This window comes from Mycobacterium sp. MOTT36Y (assembly GCF_000262165.1).
GTDB classification, from domain to species: Bacteria; Actinomycetota; Actinomycetes; order Mycobacteriales; family Mycobacteriaceae; genus Mycobacterium; species Mycobacterium intracellulare.
Genome location: NC_017904.1, coordinates 3,302,030 through 3,325,880, shown reverse-complemented (window position 1 = coordinate 3,325,880; position 23,851 = coordinate 3,302,030). Strand labels below are relative to the sequence as shown.

24 protein-coding genes are annotated in these 23,851 nt (G+C 69.8%); 22 read left to right on the top strand and 2 right to left on the bottom strand.

Annotation, left to right across the window (positions count from 1 at the left end):
* Positions 1 to 8: 8 nt before the first annotated feature.
* The 3 genes from nadA to nadC are packed head-to-tail and all read left to right on the top strand — an operon-like array spanning position 9 to position 3,501.
* Complete coding sequence (gene nadA, locus W7S_RS14975) at positions 9 to 1,058, top strand: quinolinate synthase NadA (protein WP_014711919.1); 1,050 nt, start codon at positions 9 to 11, stop codon at positions 1,056 to 1,058.
* Positions 1,055 to 2,644: an L-aspartate oxidase gene (locus W7S_RS14970; RefSeq protein WP_014711918.1), complete on the top strand. Its 1,590-nt coding sequence runs from the start codon at positions 1,055 to 1,057 to the stop codon at positions 2,642 to 2,644. Before nadA ends, W7S_RS14970 begins: the two co-directional genes overlap by 4 nt.
* Positions 2,641 to 3,501, top strand: a complete 861-nt coding sequence (nadC, locus tag W7S_RS14965) for a carboxylating nicotinate-nucleotide diphosphorylase (RefSeq protein WP_014711917.1) — start codon at positions 2,641 to 2,643, stop codon at positions 3,499 to 3,501. Before W7S_RS14970 ends, nadC begins: the two co-directional genes overlap by 4 nt.
* A gap of 127 nt (positions 3,502 to 3,628) precedes the next feature.
* Here nadC and W7S_RS14960 read toward each other — a convergent pair whose 3' ends face one another.
* On the bottom strand, positions 3,629 to 4,051 hold the full coding sequence (locus tag W7S_RS14960; RefSeq protein ID WP_008257780.1) for a nitroreductase family deazaflavin-dependent oxidoreductase: 423 nt from the start codon (positions 4,049 to 4,051) through the stop codon (positions 3,629 to 3,631).
* 108 nt (positions 4,052 to 4,159) lie between these two features.
* On the opposite strand from W7S_RS14960, the gene hisD reads away from it, so the two are divergent.
* The 9 genes from hisD (at position 4,160) to W7S_RS14915 (ending at position 11,875) form a co-directional block, all read left to right on the top strand.
* A complete protein-coding gene (gene hisD / locus W7S_RS14955) occupies positions 4,160 to 5,563 on the top strand; it encodes a histidinol dehydrogenase (protein WP_008257770.1) in 1,404 nt (467 codons plus the stop codon).
* Positions 5,560 to 6,693 carry a histidinol-phosphate transaminase gene (locus W7S_RS14950; RefSeq protein WP_008257769.1) on the top strand — a complete coding sequence of 378 codons (1,134 nt, stop codon included), beginning with the start codon at positions 5,560 to 5,562 and terminating at the stop codon, positions 6,691 to 6,693. The genes hisD and W7S_RS14950 overlap by 4 nt, the downstream gene beginning before the upstream one ends.
* Positions 6,690 to 7,322, top strand: a complete 633-nt coding sequence (gene hisB, locus W7S_RS14945; RefSeq protein WP_014711916.1) for an imidazoleglycerol-phosphate dehydratase HisB — start codon at positions 6,690 to 6,692, stop codon at positions 7,320 to 7,322. The genes W7S_RS14950 and hisB overlap by 4 nt, the downstream gene beginning before the upstream one ends.
* Entirely contained in the window at positions 7,319 to 7,939 is a 621-nt protein-coding gene (gene hisH / locus W7S_RS14940; protein ID WP_008257767.1) for an imidazole glycerol phosphate synthase subunit HisH, read from the top strand. Before hisB ends, hisH begins: the two co-directional genes overlap by 4 nt.
* A gap of 82 nt (positions 7,940 to 8,021) precedes the next feature.
* Positions 8,022 to 8,765, top strand: coding sequence for a bifunctional 1-(5-phosphoribosyl)-5-((5-phosphoribosylamino)methylideneamino)imidazole-4-carboxamide isomerase/phosphoribosylanthranilate isomerase PriA (gene priA, locus W7S_RS14935; RefSeq protein WP_008257766.1), 744 nt, complete (start codon positions 8,022 to 8,024; stop codon positions 8,763 to 8,765).
* A 7-nt stretch (positions 8,766 to 8,772) separates the two neighbouring features.
* A complete protein-coding gene (locus tag W7S_RS14930; protein WP_008257765.1) occupies positions 8,773 to 9,573 on the top strand; it encodes an inositol monophosphatase family protein in 801 nt (266 codons plus the stop codon).
* A gap of 1 nt (position 9,574) precedes the next feature.
* Positions 9,575 to 10,363 carry an imidazole glycerol phosphate synthase subunit HisF gene (gene hisF / locus W7S_RS14925; RefSeq protein ID WP_008257764.1) on the top strand — a complete coding sequence of 263 codons (789 nt, stop codon included), beginning with the start codon at positions 9,575 to 9,577 and terminating at the stop codon, positions 10,361 to 10,363.
* Positions 10,360 to 10,707, top strand: coding sequence for a phosphoribosyl-AMP cyclohydrolase (hisI, locus tag W7S_RS14920; RefSeq protein ID WP_008257763.1), 348 nt, complete (start codon positions 10,360 to 10,362; stop codon positions 10,705 to 10,707). The genes hisF and hisI overlap by 4 nt, the downstream gene beginning before the upstream one ends.
* Before the next feature lie 61 nt (positions 10,708 to 10,768).
* Complete coding sequence (locus tag W7S_RS14915; protein ID WP_008257762.1) at positions 10,769 to 11,875, top strand: calcium:proton antiporter; 1,107 nt, start codon at positions 10,769 to 10,771, stop codon at positions 11,873 to 11,875.
* 9 nt (positions 11,876 to 11,884) lie between these two features.
* Here W7S_RS14915 and W7S_RS14910 read toward each other — a convergent pair whose 3' ends face one another.
* Positions 11,885 to 12,343, bottom strand: a complete 459-nt coding sequence (locus W7S_RS14910) for a peroxiredoxin (protein ID WP_008257761.1) — start codon at positions 12,341 to 12,343, stop codon at positions 11,885 to 11,887.
* Between the two features lie 53 nt (positions 12,344 to 12,396).
* Between W7S_RS14910 and W7S_RS14905 the strand changes: the two genes are divergently transcribed.
* The 10 genes from W7S_RS14905 to W7S_RS14860 all read left to right on the top strand — a co-directional run bounded on the left by W7S_RS14905 (position 12,397) and on the right by W7S_RS14860 (position 23,736).
* Positions 12,397 to 13,935, top strand: coding sequence for an anthranilate synthase component I (locus W7S_RS14905; RefSeq protein ID WP_008257760.1), 1,539 nt, complete (start codon positions 12,397 to 12,399; stop codon positions 13,933 to 13,935).
* Entirely contained in the window at positions 13,928 to 14,608 is a 681-nt protein-coding gene (locus tag W7S_RS14900; protein WP_008257759.1) for a TIGR02234 family membrane protein, read from the top strand. Before W7S_RS14905 ends, W7S_RS14900 begins: the two co-directional genes overlap by 8 nt.
* A 113-nt stretch (positions 14,609 to 14,721) precedes the next feature.
* Positions 14,722 to 15,540 (top strand): indole-3-glycerol phosphate synthase TrpC, encoded by an 819-nt coding sequence (gene trpC / locus W7S_RS14895; RefSeq protein ID WP_008257758.1) that lies wholly within the window; start codon positions 14,722 to 14,724, stop codon positions 15,538 to 15,540.
* A 70-nt stretch (positions 15,541 to 15,610) separates the two neighbouring features.
* Positions 15,611 to 16,873, top strand: coding sequence for a tryptophan synthase subunit beta (gene trpB, locus W7S_RS14890; RefSeq protein ID WP_176476830.1), 1,263 nt, complete (start codon positions 15,611 to 15,613; stop codon positions 16,871 to 16,873).
* Positions 16,870 to 17,685: a tryptophan synthase subunit alpha gene (gene trpA, locus W7S_RS14885; RefSeq protein ID WP_008257755.1), complete on the top strand. Its 816-nt coding sequence runs from the start codon at positions 16,870 to 16,872 to the stop codon at positions 17,683 to 17,685. Before trpB ends, trpA begins: the two co-directional genes overlap by 4 nt.
* The gene (locus tag W7S_RS14880; protein ID WP_008257752.1) at positions 17,682 to 19,313 is read left to right on the top strand and encodes a prolipoprotein diacylglyceryl transferase; all 1,632 of its coding nucleotides are present in this window, start codon (positions 17,682 to 17,684) and stop codon (positions 19,311 to 19,313) included. Before trpA ends, W7S_RS14880 begins: the two co-directional genes overlap by 4 nt.
* Before the next feature lie 51 nt (positions 19,314 to 19,364).
* Positions 19,365 to 19,808, top strand: a complete 444-nt coding sequence (locus W7S_RS14875; RefSeq protein ID WP_014711915.1) for a DUF2752 domain-containing protein — start codon at positions 19,365 to 19,367, stop codon at positions 19,806 to 19,808.
* Positions 19,809 to 19,874: 66 nt separating this feature from the next.
* Positions 19,875 to 21,293, top strand: a complete 1,419-nt coding sequence (pyk, locus tag W7S_RS14870; protein ID WP_014711914.1) for a pyruvate kinase — start codon at positions 19,875 to 19,877, stop codon at positions 21,291 to 21,293.
* 56 nt (positions 21,294 to 21,349) lie between these two features.
* On the top strand, positions 21,350 to 22,195 hold the full coding sequence (locus tag W7S_RS14865; protein ID WP_238535854.1) for an acyl-CoA thioesterase II: 846 nt from the start codon (positions 21,350 to 21,352) through the stop codon (positions 22,193 to 22,195).
* A 143-nt stretch (positions 22,196 to 22,338) separates the two neighbouring features.
* The gene (locus W7S_RS14860) at positions 22,339 to 23,736 is read left to right on the top strand and encodes a bifunctional lysylphosphatidylglycerol flippase/synthetase MprF (protein WP_036455977.1); all 1,398 of its coding nucleotides are present in this window, start codon (positions 22,339 to 22,341) and stop codon (positions 23,734 to 23,736) included.
* The last annotated feature ends 115 nt before the right edge of the window (positions 23,737 to 23,851 follow it).

Sequence of the window (23,851 nt, the reverse complement as noted above, 5' to 3'; positions counted from 1 at the left end):
GAGCCCCCATGACGGTGATCAATCGCATGGACACGCTCGCCGAAGACATGGTTGCCGACATCACGAATTCGCCCACCGGCTACGCCGGCGTGGTCGCCGATGCGCAGTGGGCCGCCGAGATTCGCCGACTGGCGAAGTTGCGCGGCGCCACCGTGCTCGCGCACAACTACCAGCTGCCCGAGATCCAGGACGTCGCCGACCACGTGGGCGACTCGCTGGCGCTGTCGCGGATCGCCGCCGAGGCGGCCGAGGACACCATCGTGTTCTGCGGCGTGCACTTCATGGCCGAGACGGCCAAGATGCTCAGCCCCGACAAGACGGTGCTCATCCCGGATCAGCGCGCCGGCTGCTCGCTGGCCGATTCGATCACCGCCGACGAGTTACGCACGTGGAAGGACGAGCACCCCGGCGCGGTCGTCGTCTCCTACGTCAACACGACGGCGGCGGTCAAGGCGCTCACCGACATCTGCTGCACGTCGTCCAACGCGGTCGACGTGGTCGAGTCCATCGACCCGGACCGCGAGGTGCTGTTCTGCCCGGATCAGTTCCTCGGCGCCCACGTGCGCCGGGTCACCGGCCGCAAGAATTTGCACGTGTGGGCCGGCGAATGCCACGTGCACGCGGGGATCAACGGCGACGAACTGGGCGACCAGGCCCGCGCGAATCCCGACGCCGAGCTGTTCGTGCATCCCGAATGTGGTTGTGCCACATCGGCCCTCTACCTCGCCGGCGAAGGCGCGTTCCCCCCGGACCGGGTGAAGATCTTGTCCACCGGCGGCATGCTCGACGCCGCGACCCAGACCAACGCGCGAAAAGTGTTGGTGGCCACCGAGGTCGGCATGCTCTATCAGCTGCGGCGGGCCGCGCCGCAGGTCGACTTCCGCGCCGTCAACGACCGCGCCTCCTGCAAGTTCATGAAGATGATCACCCCGGCGGCCCTGCTGCGCTGCCTCGTCGAGGGGGCCGACGAAGTCGACGTCGACCCCGACATCGCGGCCGCCGGCCGCCGCAGCGTGCAGCGCATGATCGAGATCGGGCAGCCGGGCGGTGGCGAATGACCGCCCGTCCCCAGTGGACTGACAGCGCCGACGTCGTCGTGATCGGCACCGGTGTCGCGGGATTGGCCGCCGCGCTGGCCGCCCACCGCGCCGGGCGCCGCGTCGTCGTGCTGAGCAAGGCCGATCAGGCGCGCGGCGCGACGGCGACCCACTACGCGCAGGGCGGCATCGCGGTCGTCCTGCCCGACAACGACGACTCCGTCGAGGCGCACGTCGCCGACACCGTGGTCGCCGGGGCGGGCCTGTGCGATCCGCAGGCGGTCTACTCGATCGTCGCCGACGGGTACGCGGCCGTGACCGAATTGGTCGGCGACGGAGCACGATTCGACGAATCCGCGCCCGGCCAGTGGGCGCTGACGCGCGAAGGCGGGCACTCGCGGCGGCGCATCGTGCACGCCGGGGGTGACGCCACCGGCGCCGAGGTGCAGCGCGCACTCGACCACGCCGCGCGCACGCTGGACATCCGCACCGGGCACGTGGCCCTGCGCGTGCTGCACGACGGCGCGGCCGTGACCGGCGTCCTGGTGGGCAACCCGCAGGGATACGGAATCATCGGCGCGCCCTCGGTGATCATTGCCAGCGGGGGGCTCGGGCACCTGTACGGCGCGACCACCAACCCGGAGGGATCCACCGGCGACGGAATCGCGTTGGGCCTGTGGGCCGGCGTCGCGGTCAGCGATCTCGAGTTCATCCAGTTCCACCCCACGATGCTCTTCGCGCCCGGGGCCGCCGGCGGGCGGCGCCCGCTGGTCACCGAGGCCATCCGCGGAGAGGGCGCCAGACTGATTGACCGGCAAGGGGATTCGGTAACCGCCGGTGTTCATCCGATGGGCGACCTGGCCCCCCGCGATGTCGTCGCCGCGGCCATCGACGCGCGGATGAAGGCCACCGGTGACCCGTGCGTCTTCCTCGACGCCCGCCACATCGGGGACTTCGCCAACCGGTTCCCGACGGTGACGGCCGCCTGCCGGGCCGCTGGCGTCGACCCCGTCCGTCAACCCATTCCCGTTGTGCCCGGGGCGCATTACAGCTGCGGGGGCATCGTCACCGACGTGTGCGGCCAAACCGAGCTGCCCGGGTTGTTCGCCGCCGGTGAGGTCGCCCGTACCGGCCTGCACGGCGCCAACCGGTTGGCGTCCAACAGCCTGTTGGAAGGTTTGGTGGTCGGTGGCCGCGCCGGCAGGGCGGCGGCCGCGCACGCCGCGGCGGCCGGGCCCGCCCGGGCGGTCGCACCCGAGCCCGCTGAGCCGCTTGCGCACACCGCGCCCGAGCGCGCCGAGCTGCAGCGCGCGATGAGCCGCGACGCGTCGGTGGTGCGCGACGCCGCCGGGCTGACCCGGCTGTCCACCACGCTGTCGCGGGCCAAGGCGCGCGCCGTCGCGGGTCGTCGCGACTTCGAGGACGTCGCGCTGGCCGTCACCGCCCGCGCGGTGACGGCCGCGGCCCTGGCCCGTACCGAAACCCGGGGCTGCCACCACCGCGAGGAACACCCGCAGACCGTGGCCGAGCAGGCGCGCAGCAACGTGCTGCGACTGGCCGACGACCAGAACTCGGTGCTGGTGGAGGCCTTGGCGGCGGTCGTATGACCTCGATGTCCGACTGCGAACTCACCGCCGCGCGCGAAACCATCCGGCGCGGCCTGGTCGAGGACCTGCGCTACGGGCCCGACGTCACCACGCTGGCGACGGTGCCCGCCGACGCGGTGGCCACCGCGTCCATGGTGCCCCGGCAGCCCGGCGTGATCGCCGGCATCGACATCGCGCTGCTGGTGCTCGACGAGGTGCTCGGCGCGCGCGGCTACGAGGTCATCGACCGCGTCGAGGACGGCGCCCAGCTGCAGGCGGGCCAGCCCGTGCTGACGGTGCGGGCCGAAACCCGCGGCCTGCTGACCGCCGAGCGGACCATGCTGAACCTCATCTGCCACCTGTCGGGGATCGCCACCACCACCGCGCACTGGGTGGCCGCCGTGGACGGCACCAAGGCCAAGGTCCGCGACACCCGCAAAACCCTGCCGGGCCTGCGGGTGTTGCAGAAATATGCGGTGCGCGTCGGCGGGGGCGTCAACCACCGCCTCGGGCTCGGCGATGCCGCGCTGATCAAAGACAACCACGTGGTGGCGGCGGGTTCGGTGGTCGAGGCGCTGCGCGCGGTCCGCGACGCGGCGCCGGACCTGCCGTGTGAGGTGGAAGTGGATTCACTCGAGCAGCTCGACGAGGTGCTGCCCGAAAAGCCCGAGCTGATCTTGCTGGACAACTTCCCGGTGTGGCAGACGCAGATGGCGGTGCAACGCCGGGATGCGCGCGCGCCGGCCGTCCTGCTCGAGTCCTCCGGCGGCCTCAGCCTGGAAAACGCCGCCGCCTACGCCGCGACCGGCGTGGACTATCTGGCCGTCGGCGCGCTGACGCATTCGGTGCGGGTGCTCGACATCGGCTTGGATATGTAGCGCGGCTGCATCGGGTGTGAAACCTGGGCGTTGAGTGTGAATCGTCGGCGCGATTCTTCGGCGTGTCGGCGCCGTGGCCGCACACTGAAAGCCACTGGCGCACACTCAAAGTCGGCGCGCCCCGGTCTCAGGCGATGTCGGCGACGAAAACCCCGATCCGGCGCAGCTGCATGCGCGCCAACGCCGGCAGCCCTTGGACGTCGGGGCCGTCGGAGCCGGCGGGCAGGATCCGCGGGTTGATGAGGTGCAGCACGCGGTTGCGGCTCAACTCCACGTCCGCCTCGCCCGCGGCCAGCACGTTCTTCACCCAGTTCGTCTTGCCGTGGCCCAGCGCGATCGCCAGGGTGTTGCCCTTGCGGTACGTGGTCACGATGGTCTCGTAGGGCTTGCCGGAGGTACGGCCACGGTGCTTGATCGTCGCGGTGCCGGGCAGGTAGCGCACGATCGGCTTGACCGCCGGGTTGAAGTACTTGATCTGGAAGCGCTCGAACCAGGGCGGGAAGACCATCGGGACGCCGGGGGCGTTGTTGGGGTGATCCTTGGCGGACATGGCGGCTCCCTGGGTCGGCTCTATCGTCTCAGCGTCATTTCAGCGCGGGGCATGGCCTCTTCACCGGCACACTACCGGTCGGATATCGATTTGAGTTCCTCTGGGACAATGGACACCGTGAGCACCATCCGACCGTCGCCGATGGCCCGTATCGACCTGCGGGGCGCGGAATTGACGGCTGCCCGTTTGCGGGCGGCGCTGCCGCGTGGCGGTGCCGACGTGGAGGCGGTGCTGCCCAAGGTGCGCCCGATCGTGCAGGCCGTCGCGGAGCGCGGCGCCGAGGCCGCCCTCGAATTCGGGGAGTCCTTCGACGGGGTGCGGCCCCCGGCCGTCCGGGTGCCCGCGGAGGCGCTCGAGAAAGCCCTGGCCGAACTGGACGCGGCGGTCGCCGAGGCCCTGCGCGTGATGATCGAGCGCACCCGCGCGGTGCACGCCGACCAGCGCCGCACCGACGTGACGACGACGCTCGGCCCGGGCGCGACGGTCACCGAGCGGTGGGTACCGGTCGAGCGGGTGGGCCTCTACGTGCCCGGCGGCAACGCCGTCTACCCGTCCAGCGTCGTGATGAACGTGGTGCCGGCGCAGGCCGCCGGCGTCGCCTCGCTGGTGGTGGCCAGCCCGCCGCAGGCCCAGTTCGGCGGCCTGCCGCACCCGACCATCCTGGCAGCGGCCCGGCTGCTGGGCGTCGACGAGGTGTGGGCCGTCGGCGGCGCGCAGGCGGTGGCGCTGCTGGCCTACGGCGGCACCGATACCGGGGCCGAATGGCCCGGCTTCTCCTCGGATCGCGCACGATCCGCATCGTCGCCGGGGGCAGACGCCGAGTTGGCGCCTGTCGACATGATCACCGGGCCGGGCAACATCTACGTCACCGCCGCCAAGCGGCTGTGCCGTTCGCGGGTCGGCATCGACGCCGAGGCCGGGCCGACGGAGATCGCGATCCTGGCCGATAACACCGCCGACCCCGCACACGTGGCCGCCGACATGATTAGCCAGGCCGAACACGACGAGATGGCCGGCAGCGTGCTGGTGACCCCCAGCGAAGACCTGGCCGCGGCCACCGACAAGGAACTGGCCGCCCAGTTGCGGACGACCGTGCACCGCGAGCGGGTGACCGCCGCCCTGGGCGGGCGTCAGTCGGCGATCATCCTGGTCGACGACGTGGACGCCGGCGTCAAGGTCGTCAACGCCTACGCCGCCGAACACCTGGAGATCCAGACCGCCGACGCGGCGAGCGTGGCCGGGCGAATACGCGCGGCGGGAGCCATTTTCGTCGGCCCGTATGCGCCGGTGAGCCTCGGGGACTACTGCGCCGGATCCAATCACGTCCTGCCGACCGCCGGCTGCGCGCGGCATTCCAGCGGCCTGTCCGTGCAGACCTTCCTGCGCGGCATCCACGTCGTCGACTACACCGAGGCGGCGCTCAAAGACGTGTCCGGGCACGTGATCACGCTCGCCGAGGCCGAGGACCTGCCGGCGCACGGCGAGGCGGTACGGCGGAGGTTCGAGCGATGACCGGGCCGCGGCAACCGACACTGGACGACCTGCCGCTGCGCGACGACCTGCGTGGCAAGTCGCCCTATGGCGCACCGCAATTGGCGGTCCCGGTGCGGCTGAACACCAACGAGAACCCGCACCCGCCCAGCAAGGCGCTGGTGGACGACGTGGTGCGCTCGGTCGCCGACGCCGCCGCCGACCTGCACCGCTACCCCGACCGCGACGCGGTCGCCCTGCGGACCGATCTGGCCGAATACCTCAGCGCCCAGACCGGCGTTGCACTCGGGGTCGAAAACCTCTGGGCGGCAAACGGTTCCAACGAGATCCTGCAGCAACTGCTGCAGGCGTTCGGCGGCCCGGGGCGCACGGCGATCGGGTTCGTTCCCTCCTACTCGATGCACCCGATCATCTCCGACGGCACCCGCACCGAATGGTTGCAGGCCGCCCGGGCCGACGACTTCAGCCTGGACGTCGAGGCCGCCGTCGCCGCCATCACCGACCGCCAACCCGACGTGGTGTTCGTCGCCAGCCCGAACAACCCGTCCGGGCAGAGTGTTTCGCTGCCGGATCTGCGGCGGCTGCTCGACGTGGTGCCCGGCATCCTGATCGTCGACGAGGCCTACGGCGAATTCTCGTCGGAGCCCAGCGCGGTGGCGCTGGTGGGGGAGTATCCGACCAAGCTCATCGTCTCGCGCACCATGAGCAAGGCGTTCGCCTTCGCCGGGGGACGGCTCGGCTATCTGATCGCCACGCCGGCGGTGATCGACGCGATGCTGCTGGTGCGGCTGCCGTATCACCTGTCGTCGGTCACCCAAGCCGCCGCGCGCGCCGCGCTGCGGCACGCCGACGACACGCTGGGCAGCGTCGCGGCGCTCATCGCCGAGCGCGAACGCGTGGGGGCGGCGTTGACCCGCCTGGGTTTTCGGGTGATCCCCAGCGACGCCAACTTCGTGCTGTTCGGGGAGTTCGCCGACGCGCCGGCCACCTGGCAGCGCTATCTGGATGCCGGCGTCCTGATCCGCGATGTCGGAATCCCCGGCTATCTACGGGTCACCACCGGCCTGGTCGAGGAGAACGACGCCTTCCTGCGGGCCAGCGCCCAGATCGCCGCCACCGAGCCGGCCCCCGTCAACGTAGGAGCGCCATGACCGCCGTCAACACCGACAAAGCCGCCCGCCGTGCGCGCGTCGAGCGCCGCACCAAGGAATCCGACATCGTCATCGACCTCGACCTCGACGGCACCGGCCAGGTCGACGTCGACACCGGGGTGCCGTTCTACGACCACATGCTTACCGCGCTGGGCAGTCACGCCAGCTTCGACCTGACGGTGCGCACCAAGGGTGACGTCGAGATCGAGGGCCATCACACCATCGAGGACACCGCCATCGCGCTGGGGCAGGCGCTCGGCCAGGCCCTGGGCGACAAGCGGGGCATCCGCCGGTTCGGGGACGCCTTCATCCCGATGGACGAGACGCTGGCCCACGCGGCGGTCGACGTGTCCGGCCGGCCCTACTGTGTGCACAGCGGGGAGCCGGATCACCTGCAGCACACCACGATCGCCGGCAATTCGGTGCCCTATCACACCGTCATCAACCGGCACGTGTTCGAGTCGCTCGCCATGAACGCGCGCATCGCGCTGCACGTCCGCGTCCTGTATGGGCGCGACCCGCACCACATCACCGAGGCGCAGTACAAGGCCGTGGCCCGCGCGCTGCGCCAGGCGGTCGAGCCCGACCCCCGGGTGTCGGGCGTGCCGTCCACCAAAGGTGTTCTGTGACAAAGAAATCGGTTGTTGTCCTCGATTACGGCTCGGGCAACCTGCGGTCGGCTCAGCGCGCCCTCGAGCGGGTCGGTGCGTCGGTCGAGGTGACCGCCGACGCCGGAGCCGCGGCCGCGGCCGACGGCCTGGTGGTGCCCGGCGTCGGCGCGTACGAGGCCTGCATGACGGGGCTGCGCACGATCAACGGGGACCGCATCATCGCCGATCGGGTCGCGGCCGGGCGTCCGGTGCTGGGCGTGTGCGTCGGGATGCAGATCCTGTTCGCCCGCGGCGTCGAGTTCAGCGTGGAGACCGAAGGGTGCGGGCAGTGGCCGGGATACGTGACGCGGCTGCAGGCGCCGGTGATCCCGCACATGGGTTGGAACGTCGTCGATTCCGGGCCCGGCAGCGTCCTGTTCAAGGGGCTCGACGCGGACACCCGGTTCTACTTCGTGCACTCCTACGCCGCCCAGCAGTGGGAGGGATCGCCCGATGCGGTGCTGACCTGGGCCACCCACGAGGGGCCTTTCCTGGCCGCGGTCGAGGAAGGGCCGTTGTCGGCCACCCAGTTTCACCCGGAGAAAAGCGGAGATGCCGGCGCGGCCGTCTTGAGCAATTGGGTCCAGGCACTGTGATGGCTTCCGCGAAACTGTATTCCACGACACAAACGCCGAGGGGACCCGCAGCCAGTTGCAGTCTCGGCGTGAAGGAGAAAGCGTGTTGATCTTGTTGCCCGCGGTCGACGTGGTCGACGGCCGCGCCGTGCGTCTGGTGCAGGGCAAGGCGGGCAGTGAAACCGAATACGGCTCGGCGCTCGACGCCGCTCTGACTTGGCAACGCGACGGCGCCGAATGGATCCATCTGGTCGATCTGGACGCGGCGTTCGGGCGCGGCTCCAACCGTGAACTGCTCGCCGAGGTGGTCGGCAAGCTCGACGTGCAGGTGGAGCTCTCCGGGGGGATCCGCGACGACGACTCGCTGGCGGCGGCGTTGGCCACCGGCTGCGCCCGGGTCAACCTGGGCACGGCGGCGCTGGAGAACCCGCAGTGGTGCGCGCGGGCGATCGGCGAGCACGGGGACAAGGTCGCCGTGGGGCTCGACGTCCAGATCGACAAAACCCATCCGGGCGGCACCCACCGGCTGCGGGGACGCGGCTGGGAGACCGATGGCGGTGACCTGTGGGAGGTGCTGGAACGCCTTGACCGCGAAGGGTGTTCGCGGTTCGTGGTCACCGACGTCACCAAGGACGGCACGCTGGGCGGCCCCAACCTGGAGCTGCTGGCGGCCGTCGCCGACCGCACCGACGTCCCGGTGATCGCGTCGGGCGGGGTGTCCAGCCTGGACGACCTGCGCGCCATCGCCACCCTGACCGGCCGCGGCGTCGAGGGCGCCATCGTCGGCAAGGCCCTCTACGCCGGGCGATTCACGCTGCCGCAGGCGCTGGCCGCGGTCGGAGAGTAACAGCGGCATGGACTTGGACGCGTTGGTCGAGACGGCATCGGCAATCCTCGACGACGCCACCGAACCCTTCCTCGCCGGTCACCGAGCCGACTCCGCGGTGCGCAAGAAGGGCAACGACTTCGCCACCGACGTGGACCTCGCGATCGAGCGTCAGGTGGTCGCCGCGCTGACCGAAGCGACCGGAATCGGCGTCCACGGCGAGGAATTCGGCGGCTCGGCCGTCGATTCACCCTGGGTATGGGTGCTCGACCCCGTCGACGGCACCTTCAACTATGCGGCCGGGTCACCGATGGCCGGGATCCTGCTCGGGCTGCTGCACCACGGCGACCCGGTGGCCGGGCTGACCTGGTTGCCGTTCATGGACCAGCGCTACACCGCGGTGTCGGGTGGACCGTTGCGCAAGAACGGGATCCCGCAGCCGCCACTGGCGGCCATCGACCTGTCCGACGCCCTCGTCGGCGCGGGATCGTTCAGCGCGGACGCCCGGGGCCGGTTCCCGGGCCGCTACCGGATCGCGGTGCTGGAGAATCTCAGCCGGGTCTCGTCGCGGTTGCGCATGCACGGTTCCACCGGCCTCGACCTCGCCTACGTTGCCGACGGAATCCTGGGCGCGGCAATCAGTTTCGGCGGCCACGTGTGGGACCACGCCGCCGGGGTCGCGTTGGTGCGGGCCGCCGGCGGTGTCGTCACCGACCTGGCCGGCGAGCCCTGGAGCCCCGCGTCGGATTCCGCGCTGGCGGCGGGCCCCGCCGCGCACGCCGAGATCCTCGACCTTTTGCGCAGCACCGGCCGACCGGAGGACTACTGACATGCACGCCAACCACAGCGGCCTCGCGGTCCGGGTGATCCCGTGCCTGGACGTCGACGGCGGGCGCGTGGTCAAGGGGGTCAACTTCGAAAACCTCCGGGACGCAGGCGATCCCGTGGAACTCGCGGCCGCCTATGACGCCGAGGGCGCCGACGAGCTCACCTTTCTCGACGTGACCGCGTCGTCGTCGGGACGAACCACGATGCTGGACGTGGTACGGCGCACGGCCGAGCAGGTCTTCATCCCGCTGACCGTCGGCGGCGGGGTGCGCACCGTGGCCGACGTCGACGTGTTGTTGCGCGCCGGGGCGGACAAGGTCTCGATCAACACCGCCGCGATCGCCCGGCCCGAGCTGCTGGCCGAGATGGCGCGGCAGTTCGGATCCCAATGCATCGTGCTCTCCGTCGATGCGCGCACGGTGCCGCCGGGCTCGGTGCCCACCCCGTCGGGCTGGGAGGTCACCACCCACGGCGGGCGCCGCGGTACCGGGCTCGACGCCGTCGAATGGGCTTCCCGCGGAGCCGATTTGGGGGTGGGGGAGATCCTGCTGAACTCGATGGACGCCGACGGCACCAAGGCGGGGTTCGACCTCGAGATGCTGCAGGCGGTGCGCTCGGCGGTCACCGTGCCCGTCATCGCCAGCGGCGGAGCCGGGGCGGCCGAGCACTTCGCACCCGCGATCGCGGCCGGCGCCGATGCGGTGTTGGCGGCCAGCGTGTTCCACTTCCGGGAGCTGACCATCGGGCAGGTGAAGGCGGCCATGGCCAAAGAGGGGATCACCGTTCGATGACGCTCGACCCGCGGATCGCCGCGCGCCTGAAGCGCAACGCCGACGGCCTGATCGCCGCCGTCGTGCAGGAGCGCGGGAGCGGCGACGTGCTGATGGTCGCGTGGATGGACGACGCGGCCCTGGCCCGCACCCTGGAAACCCGTGAGGCGACGTACTATTCGCGGTCGCGGCGCGAACAGTGGGTGAAGGGCGCGACCTCCGGCCACACCCAATACGTCCACTCGGTGCGATTGGACTGCGACGGGGACACCGTGCTGCTGACCGTCGACCAGGTCGGCGGCGCCTGCCACACCGGCGATCACAGCTGCTTCGACGCCGACGCGCTGCTGCAACCGGAGCGCTAGCGCGTGGCCCGCGTCACTTTCGGCGGGCGCGGGCGCGTGACTTCGACAAGAATGGCGGGCAATGTCGAAATGGGTGTCCCGGGACGTCTTGTCCTGGAACGTGGTGGTTCCGGTGCTTGCCGTCGTCGTGCTGGCAGTGATCTGGGGCGAGAAGCTGGGACCGGTGCTGGTCGCGGTGGCCGCGCTGTTTCTCGTCGGTGCCGTGGTCGCCGCGGTGCATCACGCGGAGGTGGTCGCGCACCGGGTCGGCGAGCCGTTCGGGTCGCTGATCCTCGCGGCCGCGGTCACCATCATCGAAGTGGCCCTCATCGTCGCCCTGATGACCTCCGGCGGCAACGAGGCCGCGACGCTGGCCAGGGACACCGCGTTCGCCGCGCTGATGATCACCACCAACGGGATCGCCGGTTTGTCGCTGCTGCTCGGGTCGCGGCGCTACGGCGTGACGCTGTTCAACGCCGAGGGCGCCGGGGCCGCGCTGGCCACAGTCACCACGGTGGCCACGCTGAGCCTGGTCCTGCCGGCCTTCACCACCGGGCATCCGGGCAAGGAGTTCACCTCGAGCCAGCTCGCCTTCGCCGCGATCGCCACGCTCTTGGTGTACCTGCTGTTCGTGTTCACCCAGACCGTGCGGCACCGCGACTTCTTCCTGCCGATCGCGCAGCGGGGCCAAAAGCGCGTGTTCGAGGACGAGAGCCACGCGGATCCGCCCAGCAGGCGGCAGGCGCTGAGCAGCCTGGTGCTGCTGCTCTGCGCCCTGGTGGCGGTGGTCGGCCTGGCCGAGGAGGAGTCGCCGGCCGTGGAACACGCTGTCATGGTGGCGGGTCTGCCGCAGTCGTTCGTGGGTGTGATCATCGCGGCGCTGGTGCTGCTGCCCGAGACGCTCGCGGCCGCCCGGTCGGCGCGAAAGGGCCGCATCCAGATCAGCCTGAACCTGGCGTACGGCTCGGCGATGGCCAGCATCGGGCTCACCATCCCGACGATCGCGCTGGCGTCGATCTGGCTCAAAGGGCCGCTGGTGCTCGGCCTCGGCCCCATCCAGCTGGTGCTGCTCGCGCTGACCGTGGTGATCAGCATGCTGACCGTGGTACCCGGGCGGGCCACCCGGCTGCAGGGCGAGGTGCATCTGGTGCTGCTGGCCGCCTACGTCTTCCTGGCGATCAGCCCCTGAGGGCCGCCGCTAGGACCGGGCGCGCAGCGTCGCCAGCGCCTTGTCGGCGTGGGTGTCCATGTTGAACTCGCTGGAGATCACGTCGAGCACCGTGCGGTCGGTGTCGATGACGAACGTGGTGCGCTTGACCGGCATCAGCTTGCCCAGCAGGCCGCGCTTGACGCCGAATTGGGCGGCGACGGTGCCGTCGGTGTCCGACAGCAGCGGGTAGTCGAACTTCCGCAGGTCGGCGAACTTGGCCTGCTTGTCCACCGGGTCGGCGCTGATCCCCACCCGGTTGGCCCCGACCGCGGCGAATTCGGCGGCCAGGTCGCGGAAATGGCACGCTTCCTTGGTGCAGCCGGGCGTCATCGCCGCGGGGTAGAAGAACAGCACGACGGGCCCGCTGGACAGCAATTCGCTGAGCTTGCGCGGCGTGCCCGTCTGGTCGGGCAGTTCGAAGTCGGCGACGGTCTCACCAGGTTTCATGGCGGACACGCTACGCGCGCGAGCCGTCCGCCCGCGTCTGGGAGGATGGGTCGGTGCACGCCCACCTCGCCGCGACGACCTCACGAGAGGATTTCCGCCAGCTGGCCGCCGAGCACCGCGTGGTCCCGGTGACCCGCAAGGTGTTGGCCGACAGCGAGACGCCGCTGTCGGCCTACCGCAAACTCGCCGCCAACCGCCCGGGCACCTTTCTGCTGGAGTCGGCCGAGCACGGCCGCTCCTGGTCGCGGTGGTCGTTCATCGGCGCCGGAGCGCCCTCGGCGCTGACCGTGCGCGACGGCGAGGCGATCTGGCTCGGCGTGGTGCCGCAGGACGCGCCCACCGGAGGCGACCCGCTGCGGGCCCTGCGGGCCACCCTCGAGCTGCTGGCCACCGGGCCGCTGGCGGGTCTGCCGCCGCTGTCGGGCGGCATGGTCGGGTTCTTCGCCTACGACCTGGTGCGGCGCCTGGAGCGGCTGCCCGAGCTGGCCGTCGACGACCTGGGCCTGCCGGACATGTTGTTGCTGCTGGCCACCGATGTGGCGGCGGTGGATCACCACGAGGGCACCATCACGCTGATCGCCAACGCCGTGAACTGGAACGGGACCGACGAGCGGGTCGACGAGGCCTACGACGACGCGGTCGCCCGGCTGGACGTGATGACCGCGGCGCTGGGCCAGCCGCTGTCGTCGACCGTCGCCACGTTCGACCGGCCCGAGCCGCGCTACCGCGCGCAGCGCAGCGTCGAGGAGTACGGGAAGATCGTCGACTACCTCGTCGAGCAGATCGCCGCGGGTGAGGCCTTTCAGGTGGTGCCCTCGCAGCGGTTCGAAATGGACACCGCCGTCGACCCGATCGACGTGTACCGGATGCTGCGGGTGACCAACCCGAGCCCCTACATGTACCTGCTGCACGTGCCGAATGACGCTGGGGGAACGGACTTTTCGATCGTCGGGTCGAGCCCGGAGGCGCTGGTCACCGTCGCCGACGGCGTCGCGACCACCCATCCGATCGCCGGAACCCGCTGGCGCGGGGACACCGACGAAGAGGATCAGCTGCTGGAAAAGGAGCTGCTGGCCGACGAGAAGGAACGCGCCGAGCATTTGATGCTGGTCGATCTGGGCCGCAACGATCTCGGCCGGGTGTGCGCGCCGGGCACCGTCCGCGTCGAGGACTACAGCCACATCGAACGCTATAGCCACGTCATGCATTTGGTGTCGACGGTGACCGGGCTGCTCGGCGAGGGCCGGACCGCCCTGGACGCGGTCACGGCCTGCTTCCCGGCCGGCACGCTGTCGGGCGCGCCGAAGGTGCGGGCCATGGAGCTGATCGAGGAGGTGGAGAAGACGCGCCGCGGCCTGTACGGCGGCGTGGTCGGCTACCTGGACTTCGCCGGCAACGCCGACTTCGCGATCGCCATCCGCACCGCCCTGATGCGCGCCGGCACCGCCTACGTGCAGTCCGGGGGCGGGGTGGTCGCCGACTCCAACGGCCCCTACGAATACACCGAGGCGACCAACAAGGCGCGCGCGGTGCTCAGCGCGATCGCAGCGGCCGAGACGCTGACCGAGCCGGGGGCCGGCCGCGATGGCTGACGCCTCGGGGCGCCCCCTGAACAGTCCCTGGTTGATCCGCATCGCCCAGGCGACGCTGGTGGTGGCCGCGGGCGCGCTGTGGGCGGCCTCGCGCCTGCCCTGGGTGGTGATCCGGTCGTTCGACGGGCTGGGGCCACCCAAGGAGGTGACGTTGTCCGGCGGGGCGTGGTCGACGGCGCTGCTGCCGTTGGCGATGCTGCTGCTGGCCGCGGCCGTCGCCGCCATCGCCGTGCGGGGCTGGCCGCTGCGCGCGCTGGCGGGGTTGCTGGCGCTGGCCAGCCTGGCGGTCGGTTACCTGGGCGTCAGCCTGTGGGTGCTGCCCGACGTGGCGGTCCGCGGCGCCGAGCTGGCGCACGTCTCGGTGATGTCGCTGGTAGGGAGCGAGCGACGGTACTGGGGCGCCGGGGTCACGGTGGCCGCCGCCGCGTGCGCCCTGATCGCGGCCGTCCTGCTGATGCGGTCCGCGTCGGACTCCGGGTCGGCCCGATCCAGCGCCATCAAGTACACGACGCCGGCGACGCGCCGCTCGATTGCCCGACGCGACGACGCCTCCGGGGCGATGCTGGAGGGGCGACAGACGCCGGAAATGTCGGAGCGGATGATCTGGGACGCGCTTGACGAGGGGCGTGACCCAACCGATGCGCCGAGCGAGTCTGACACCGAGGGTCGGTGACGGGCCGCAAGCCGCGGGCCGCTACCCTTCATTGACGTCGTCGCAATCGGCCGGGGACAACCGAGTGGCCGTGGGATGACAGCGGGGCGACAGGGCGAAGGGAAACGACAGGCATGAGTCCGGCAACCGTGCTTGACTCCATCCTCGAGGGAGTCCGGGCCGACGTTGCCGCGCGCGAAGCCCTCATCAGCCTGTCCGAGATCAAGGCCGCCGCGGCGGCCGCGCCGCCGCCCCGCGACGTGATGGCCGCCCTGCGCGAGCCCGGAATCGGCGTCATCGCCGAAGTCAAGCGCGCCAGCCCGTCGGCGGGTTCCCTGGCGACCATTGCCGATCCGGCCAAACTGGCCAGGGCGTACGAGGACGGCGGCGCGCGCATCATCAGCGTCTTGACCGAGGAGCGCCGCTTTCACGGTTCGCTCGACGATCTCGACGCGGTTCGGGCGGCGGTCTCGATACCGATTTTGCGCAAAGACTTTGTGGTGCAGCCCTATCAGATCCACGAAGCGCGTGCGCACGGCGCCGACATGTTGTTGCTCATCGTCGCCGCGCTGGAGCAGTCGGCGTTGGTGTCGATGCTGGACCGCACCGAATCGCTGGGCATGACGGCACTCGTCGAGGTGCACACCGAAGAGGAGGCCGACCGCGCGCTCAAGGCCGGGGCCAACGTAATCGGCGTCAACGCCCGCGATCTGGCCACGCTGGCGGTGGACCGGGATTGCTTCGCGCGCATCGCTCCCGGGCTGCCCAGCAACGTGATCAGGATCGCCGAATCCGGTGTGCGCGGTACCGCAGACCTGCTGGCGTACGCCGGTGCGGGTGCCGACGCCGTGTTGGTGGGCGAAGGTCTGGTCAAAAGTGGTGACCCGCGCGCCGCGGTCGCCGATCTGGTCACCGCGGGCACCCATCCGTCCTGTCCGAAACCTTCTCGCTAGTCGCTGCGTCACTGAAGAGCCCCTTCGCTGTAACGTTGAACCCCATGAGCCATCCCCGCGTAGAGCCTTGGTGATGGTGGATCTGTCCCGCCCGGACCTTCCGCTTCCGAGCGCAGCCATCGCCGAACCCACCCGCCACGAACCCGATGCGGGTGGCCATTTCGGTGTGTACGGCGGCCGCTACGTCGCCGAGGCGTTGATGGCCGTGATCGAAGAGGTCACCGCGGCCTACGAGAAGGAGCGCGTCAACCAGGATTTCCTGGACACGCTGGACTATCTGCAGGCGCATTACGCGGGGCGGCCGTCACCGCTGTATGAGGCGCCGCGGCTGTCCGAGCAGGCCGGCGCCCGCATCTTCCTCAAGCGAGAAGACCTGAACCACACCGGTTCTCACAAGATCAACAACGTGCTCGGCCAGGCGCTGCTCGCTCAGCGGATGGGCAAGAAGCGGGTGATCGCCGAGACCGGGGCCGGTCAGCACGGCGTGGCGACCGCCACCGCGTGCGCCCTGCTCGGCCTGGAGTGTGTGATCTACATGGGCGCCGTCGACACCGAACGCCAGGCGCTCAACGTGGCCCGGATGCGCTTGCTGGGAGCCACGGTCGTCTCGGTCCAGAGCGGTTCGAGGACGCTCAAGGACGCCATCAATGAAGCGTTCCGGGATTGGGTTACCAATGCCGACAACACCTTCTACTGCTTCGGCACGGCGGCGGGGCCCCATCCCTTTCCCGCCATGGTGCGCGACTTTCAGCGCATCATCGGCCTCGAGGCGCGCGCCCAGATCCAGGCGCAGGCGGGCCGGCTGCCCGACGCGGTGCTGGCCTGCATCGGTGGCGGATCGAACGCCATCGGCATCTTCCACCCGTTCATCGACGATCCCGGCGTGCGGCTGATCGGCTTCGAGGCGGCCGGCGACGGCGTCGAAACCGGAAGGCACGCCGCGACCTTCAGCGGCGGTTCCCCCGGGGCGTTCCAGGGATCGTTCTCCTACCTGCTGCAGGACTCCGACGGGCAGACCATCGAATCCCATTCCATCTCAGCGGGTCTCGACTACCCGGGGGTGGGTCCGGAACACGCGTGGCTGCGCGAGAGCGGACGCGCCGAGTACCGGCCCATCACCGACTCCGAAGCGATGGAGGCATTCCGCACCCTGTGCCGCACCGAGGGGATCATCCCCGCCATCGAATCCGCGCACGCGGTGGCCGGGGCCCTGAAGGTGGCCCCCGAATTGGGGAAGGCCGCGATCATCGTGGTGAACCTGTCCGGCCGCGGGGACAAGGACGTCGAGACGGCCGCGCAGTGGTTCGGGCTGTTGGGATCCAGCGACCGATGACCGTGAAGCAGAGCGAGGCCAGCAGGCTCGGGCCGATCTTCGACGTGTGCCGCGACGACGGTCGCGCCGCGCTGATCGGCTATCTGCCCACCGGGTACCCGGATGTGACGACGTCCGTGCACGCGATGGTCGCCCTGGTCGAATCCGGTTGCGACATCGTCGAGGTCGGGGTGCCCTATTCGGATCCCGGCATGGACGGCCCGACCATCGCCAAGGCCACCGAGGCCGCGCTGCACGGGGGAGTGCGCGTCCGCGACACCCTGGCCGCGGTCGAGGCGATCAGCGCCGCCGGGGGCCACGCCGTGGTGATGACCTACTGGAACCCCGTGTTGCGCTACGGAATTGACGCCTTCGCCCGCGACCTGGCATCGGCCGGCGGGTACGGCCTGATCACTCCGGACCTCATCCCCGACGAAGCCGGGCAGTGGTTGGCGGCGTCCGAGGAGCATCGGTTGGACCGGATATTTCTGGTGGCGCCCTCCTCGACGCCGCAGCGCTTGGCGATGACGGTCGAGGCGTCCCGCGGATTTGTCTACGCGGCGTCGACGATGGGCGTCACGGGAGCACGCGACGTGGTGTCCAATGCCGCGCCCGAATTGGTGGGCAGGGTCAAGGAGATATCGGACATCCCCGTCGGTGTCGGGCTGGGGGTGCGGTCGGGTGAGCAAGCCGCCCAGATCGGCGGCTACGCCGACGGTGTCATTGTCGGTTCCGCGCTGGTGTCGGCGCTGGGGGACGGGGGTTTGACCGCATTGCGCGCACTCACTGAGGAACTCGCCGCCGGTGTACGTCAAAGGGCGGCCGCGTCGTGACGAAGTTGCTCGCCTATTTTCCGAGTCCGGCGCAGGGCGTCTGGCACGTCGGGCCGCTGCCCATCCGGGCCTATGCCCTGTTCATCATCGCCGGCATCGTGGCCGCCCTGCTGATCGGCGACCGGCGCTGGGAGGCGCGCGGCGGTGAACGTGGGGTGATCTACGACATCGCGCTGTGGACCGTGCCGTTCGGGTTGATCGGTGGTCGGCTCTACCACCTGGCCACCGACTGGCGAACCTATTGGGGCCCGGGCGGAGCCGGGCTCGGGGCGGCGATCCGGATCTGGGACGGCGGACTGGGCATCTGGGGTGCGGTGGCGCTCGGGGGTGTGGGCGCCTGGATCGGCTGCCGCCGGCACGGCATTCCGCTGCCGGCCTTCGCCGACGCGATCGCCCCGGGAATCATTCTGGCGCAGGCCATCGGTCGGCTCGGGAACTACTTCAACCAGGAACTCTATGGCCGCGAGACCACGCTGCCGTGGGGGCTGGAGATCTTCTACCGCCGGGACCCCTCGGGATACATCGACCCGCATTCGCTGGACGGGATCTCCACCGGGCAGGTGGCACTCGTCGTGCAACCGACGTTCCTCTACGAATTGCTGTGGAACCTGCTGATTTTCGCCGTGCTGATCTATGCGGACCGGCGATTCACGCTGGGACATGGCCGGCTGTTCGCGCTCTATGTGGCCGGCTATTGCGTGGGCCGCTTCTGTGTCGAGCTGCTGCGCGACGACACCGCCACCCACATCGCCGGCATCCGGATCAATTCGTTCACATCGACTTTCGTGTTCATCGGGGCCGTGGTGTACATCATGGCGGCGCCCAGGGGCCGCGAAGATCCCGAGAGCCTGCGCGGAAACCAATACGTTGAGGAATCCGCCGAACTGGAGCCGGCGACCGTTGCGGCGACGGCGGGTGCGGCGGGTGCGACGGCCGCGGCGGGTGGCGGTGACGACGACGTGCCGACCGAATCCGCGGTGGGGACCGCGGCCGTCGCCGACGCGGCACAAGCCGAAGAGCCGGAGGCCGAGGCGGTGGCCGATGAGGCCGAGGCGGAGGAATCCGAGGCCGAGGCGGAGGAATCCGAGGCCGAGGAGGTCGAGCTCGACGAGGCGGAGGCCGCCGCGGAAGCTGAAGCGCCGCAAGGGGAAGCGGCCGACGAGGCGGAAGCCGACGAGGTGGTAGCCGAAGAATCCGCAGGCGACGCGGGAGAGCCGGAGGCCGAGGCGGAGCAATCCGAGGCCGAGGCGGAGGAATCCGAGGCCGAAGAGCTCGAGCTTGACGAGCCGGAGGTCGCGACGGAAGTCGAAGCGCCGCAAGCGGAAGCCGACGAGGCGGTAGCCGAAGGATCCGAGGGCGACGCGGACGAGCCGGAGGCCGAGGCGGTGGCCGATGAGGCCGAGGCGGAGGAATCCGAGGCCGAAGAGCTCGAGCTCGACGAGCCGGAATCCGAGGCGGAAGCCGAAGCGCCGCAACCGGAACCCGCCGACGAGGCGGAAGACGAGGAACCGGAAGCCGAAAGCGCAGAAGCCACTACGGAAGAGCCCGTCGCCGAAAAGATTTCGGATCAACCGGAAACCCGGCGGCGATGGGGCTCGCGTCTGCGGAACCGACTGTCGGGCCGCTGACCACCCGCTCATGACGTCGGGGCGCGGTGCATCTGGCATGCTGGAAGCACTGTGACCAACGCGAGGCCCGCCCTGCCACCCGCGCACGCCGGTGCGCACGGTCTGCGTCATCATCTCCGCTACGTCGGGGCCGCGACCGGCCTCGCGCTGGGCGGCGCGCTCGGCTATGTCGCGCTGGCCGACCCGCACAATCCCGCGTCGATCTATCCGCCGTGTCCGTTCAGGTGGCTCACCGGCTGGAATTGCCCGTTTTGCGGCGGGCTGCGGATGACGTATGACGTGGTGCACGGTGACCTGGCGGCCGCCCTCCACGACAACGTTTTCGTGCTGGTCGCAATCCCGATGCTGGCCGCGTGGCTGGTGGTTCGCCGCGCGCGCGGCGCATCGCCGCTGTCACGACCGGTGTTGCTGACCGTCATCGTCGCGACGGCCGTTTGGACGGTTGCGCGTAACTTGCCCGCCTTCCCGTTGATTCCGACCGTTCTTGGTGGGTAAAAGCACACTGCCCCGGCGGCGTTATGTGCACGCCCCGGGGGTCACACGCGACTATGCTGGGTCGGCGTGAGTAGACGCGGGAAGATCGTCTGCACCCTTGGGCCTGCGACCAATTCGGACGAGTTGATCTTGGCGCTGGTTGAGGCGGGAATGGACGTCGCCCGGTTGAACTTCAGCCACGGTGATTATGCCGATCACAAAGCCGCCTACGAACGGGTCCGGGTGGCCTCCGACGCCACCGGCCGCGCCGTCGGCGTGCTCGCCGATTTGCAGGGCCCCAAGATCAGGCTGGGACGCTTCGCGACCGGCCCAACCTACTGGGCCGACGGTGAGACCGTCCGGATCACCGTCGCCGACGTCGAGGGCAGCCACGACCGGGTGTCGACCACCTACAAGAAACTGGCCGAGGACGCCGCCGTCGGTGACCGGGTGCTGGTCGACGACGGCAAGGTCTGCCTGGTGGTCGACGGCATCGAGGGCGACGACGTCATCTGCACGGTCGTCGAGGGCGGCCCGGTCAGCAACAACAAGGGAATCTCGTTGCCGGGCATGAACGTGTCGGCACCGGCCTTGTCGGAGAAGGACATCGAGGACCTCACGTTCGCCCTGGACCTCGGCGTCGACCTGGTCGCCCTGTCCTTCGTGCGCTCGCCGGCCGACGTCGAGCTGGTGCACGAGGTGATGGACCGGGTCGGGCGGCGGGTTCCGGTGATCGCCAAGCTGGAAAAGCCCGAAGCCGTCGACAATCTGGAAGCCATCGTGCTTGCCTTCGACGCCATCATGGTGGCCCGCGGCGACCTCGGCGTCGAGCTGCCACTGGAAGAGGTTCCGCTGGTGCAGAAGCGGGCCATCCAGATGGCCCGGGAGAACGCGAAACCCGTCATCGTGGCCACCCAGATGCTCGATTCCATGATCGAGAACTCACGCCCGACCCGCGCCGAGGCCTCCGACGTCGCCAACGCCGTCCTCGACGGCGCCGACGCGGTGATGCTGTCCGGGGAGACGTCGGTGGGTAAGTATCCGATGGCTGCCGTGCGGACCATGTCGCGCATCATCTGCGCGGTCGAGGACAATTCCACCGCCGCGCCGCCGCTGACCCACGTGCCGCGCACCAAACGCGGCGTGATCTCCTATGCGGCCCGCGACATCGGCGAGCGGCTCGACGCCAAAGCCCTGGTCGCCTTCACCCAATCCGGCGACACGGTCAAGCGGCTCGCGCGCCTGCACACCCCGCTGCCGCTGCTGGCCTTCACCGCCTGGCCCGAGGTGCGCAGCCAGCTCGCCATGACCTGGGGCACCGAAACGTTCATCGTCCCGATGATGACCTCCACGGACGGCATGATCCGCCAGGTCGACAAGTCGCTGCTCGAACTCGGCCGCTACAAGCGCGGCGACCTGGTGGTCATCGTCGCCGGCGCGCCACCTGGCACAGTAGGGTCGACCAACCTGATCCACGTGCACCGGATCGGGGAGGACGACGTCTAACGCCCGGACCCGAAGGAGAGGCCGCCATCAGCACCGATTCTGATTTCCAGGAACTGCTGGCGACACTCGACCTCGATCGTCTCGATGATGACCTGTTCATCGGCTCGCATCCCAGCAAGAATCCGATGCGAACGTTCGGCGGTCAGCTCATGTCGCAAGCGTTCGTCGCGGCCAGCCGAAGCCTGGTTCGCGGCGACCTGCCGCCGAGCGCGCTCTCGGTGCACTTCATCAACGGTGGCGACACCGGCAAGGACATCGAATACCGCGTGACCCGGCTGCGCGACGAGCGGCGGTTCGCCAACCGGCGCGTCGACGCGACGCAAGACGGCACGTTGCTGTGCTCGGCCATGGTCTCCTACATGGCCGGCGGCCGGGGCCTCGAGCACGGCATCGAGCCGCCGCAGGTCGCCGAACCGCACACCCAACCCACGATCGGCGAGCTGTTGCGCGGGTACGAGGAGACGGTCCCGCACTTCGTCAACGCCCTGCAGCCCATCGAGTGGCGCTACACCAATGACCCGGCGTGGGTGATGCGGACGAAGGGGGACCGGCTGCCCCACAACCGGGTCTGGGTCAAGGCACTGGGCGAGGTTCCCGAGGACCCGGTATTGCACACGGCGACAATGGTGTACTCCTCGGACACCACGGTGCTCGACTCGGTCATCACCACGCACGGCCTCTCCTGGGGCTTCGACCGCATCTTCGCCGCGTCTGCCAACCATTCCATCTGGTTTCACCGGCAGGTCAACTTCAACGACTGGGTGTTGTACTCGACGTCGTCGCCCGTGGCCGCGGATTCGCGCGGCCTGGGCACCGGGCACTTCTTCGACCGGTCCGGGCAGCCGCTCGCCACGGTGGTGCAGGAGGGCGTGCTGAAGTACTTTCCGTCTTCTGCCCGATAAACCGTTACCCAATAGCTGCAGGATATCCGCCCGAATCTCTCCCGGATGGGCCCTGATCGGGCGTAGCTTTGACGTAGCCGGGTATTCGGTGCAGAGGCGGCAGACATGCCGCCCAGCTGTTGTCAGCGCATCGGGAGGTGAGTGTGAACGGGCCGGTGGTGGACGTCACAGCACGACCTCGCGTGCGCGAACGTGTTGTCGTTTCGGCCGATTCGCGGGCGGCCCGGCTGATCGGCGCCCTGGCGCTGCTGTGCGCGGCGTGCTGGCTCATCGAGATACTCGCCCGCCACCACAGCCAACCCAACTGGCATTTCGCCGACCGGTTGGCCTGGTCGTTGACGGTCCTGGTCGCGGTGGCGTGGATCGCGCGCGGCGTCTTCCTGGGCCGCCCGGTGACGACGATGCACGCCATTGCGGCCGCGTTTTTCGTGCTGGCGGGGCTGGGCATGCACGTGCTGTCCTTCGATCTGCTCGGTGACGTCGTGATCGCCAGCTCGGGCCTGGTGTTGATGTGGCCGATGACCTCACACCCGCGGCCCGCCGACCTGCCGCGCGTGTGGGAATTGATCAAGGTGACCCGCGATGACGCGTTGGCGCCGTTCACGATGCAGACCGGCAAGAGCTACCACTTCACCGCCGACGGCTCCGCGGCGCTGGCCTACCGGACGCGGATGGGAATCGCCGTGGTGAGCGGCGACCCCATCGGCGAGGAGAAGCGTTTCGGCGAACTGGTGGCCGATTTCGCCGCCACCTGTCATGCCCACGGATGGCGCATCGCGGTGGTGGGGTGCGGCGAGCGGCGGCGCGAACTCTGGACCGACCCGGCCGTCCTGGGACAAACGTTGCGGGCCATACCGATTGGGCGCGACGTCGTTGTCGACGTGTCGGGCTTCGACATGGTGGGCCGCAGGTTCCGCAACCTGCGTCAGGCGGTCAAGCGCACCCATAACTGCGGTGTCACAACCGAAATCGTGGCCGAGCAGGAGCTCGACCACACGTTGCTGGCCGAGCTGACCGAGGTGGTGCGGGAATCGTCCAAGGGGGCTCGCGCCGACCGCGGATTCCACATGAATCTCGACGGCGTCCTGGAAGGCCGTTTCCCGGGGATACAGCTGATCATCGCCAGGGACGCCACCGGCAAGGTGCAGGCCTTTCACCGATACGCCACGGCCGGCGGCGGCAGCGACATCACCCTCGACGTCCCGTGGCGACGCCGCGGCGCCCCCAACGGACTCGACGAGCGGCTCAGCGTCGACATGATCATGGCCGGCAAAGACAATGGGGCACAGCGGGTTTCGCTCGCATTCGCCGCTTTCCCCGAGATATTCGACGACAAGAACCGCGGCTGGACCCAGCGCGTGTTCTACCGGCTGATCCACATCCTCGACCCGCTGATCGCGCTCGAGTCGTTATACCGGTACGTGCGCAAGTGGCACGCGCTCGACGCGCGGCGCTACGCGCTGATCTCCATGACACAGATCGTCCCGCTACTGTTCGTGCTGCTGTCGCTGGAGTTCATGCCACGCCGCCGACACCTCTGAGCGTGCCGCCGGCCATGGGGGACAGCCTGATTGGCAGCGGCCGTCCAGTTACCCGACAGCACATTCTCACCCTTCGTCGCTACCGTTGAAGAGGTAGGCACCCCCGGATACCGCG

Excerpts from the sequence above, each read along its gene's own strand:
- W7S_RS14930 (WP_008257765.1), top strand. The coding sequence starts at position 8,773 with ATGGACTTGGACGCGTTGGTCGAGACGGCATCGGCAATCCTCGACGAC.
- W7S_RS14950 (WP_008257769.1), top strand. The coding sequence starts at position 5,560 with ATGACCGGGCCGCGGCAACCGACACTGGACGACCTGCCGCTGCGCGAC.
- W7S_RS14960 (WP_008257780.1), bottom strand. The coding sequence starts at position 4,051 with ATGTCCGCCAAGGATCACCCCAACAACGCCCCCGGCGTCCCGATGGTC.
- nadC (WP_014711917.1), top strand. The coding sequence starts at position 2,641 with ATGACCTCGATGTCCGACTGCGAACTCACCGCCGCGCGCGAAACCATC.
- trpC (WP_008257758.1), top strand. The coding sequence starts at position 14,722 with ATGAGTCCGGCAACCGTGCTTGACTCCATCCTCGAGGGAGTCCGGGCC.
- nadA (WP_014711919.1), top strand. The coding sequence starts at position 9 with ATGACGGTGATCAATCGCATGGACACGCTCGCCGAAGACATGGTTGCC.
- hisB (WP_014711916.1), top strand. The coding sequence starts at position 6,690 with ATGACCGCCGTCAACACCGACAAAGCCGCCCGCCGTGCGCGCGTCGAG.
- W7S_RS14970 (WP_014711918.1), top strand. The coding sequence starts at position 1,055 with ATGACCGCCCGTCCCCAGTGGACTGACAGCGCCGACGTCGTCGTGATC.
- hisF (WP_008257764.1), top strand. The coding sequence starts at position 9,575 with ATGCACGCCAACCACAGCGGCCTCGCGGTCCGGGTGATCCCGTGCCTG.
- trpA (WP_008257755.1), top strand. The coding sequence starts at position 16,870 with ATGACCGTGAAGCAGAGCGAGGCCAGCAGGCTCGGGCCGATCTTCGAC.
- hisI (WP_008257763.1), top strand. The coding sequence starts at position 10,360 with ATGACGCTCGACCCGCGGATCGCCGCGCGCCTGAAGCGCAACGCCGAC.
- W7S_RS14910 (WP_008257761.1), bottom strand. The coding sequence starts at position 12,343 with ATGAAACCTGGTGAGACCGTCGCCGACTTCGAACTGCCCGACCAGACG.
- W7S_RS14900 (WP_008257759.1), top strand. The coding sequence starts at position 13,928 with ATGGCTGACGCCTCGGGGCGCCCCCTGAACAGTCCCTGGTTGATCCGC.
- hisD (WP_008257770.1), top strand. The coding sequence starts at position 4,160 with ATGGACACCGTGAGCACCATCCGACCGTCGCCGATGGCCCGTATCGAC.
- W7S_RS14915 (WP_008257762.1), top strand. The coding sequence starts at position 10,769 with ATGTCGAAATGGGTGTCCCGGGACGTCTTGTCCTGGAACGTGGTGGTT.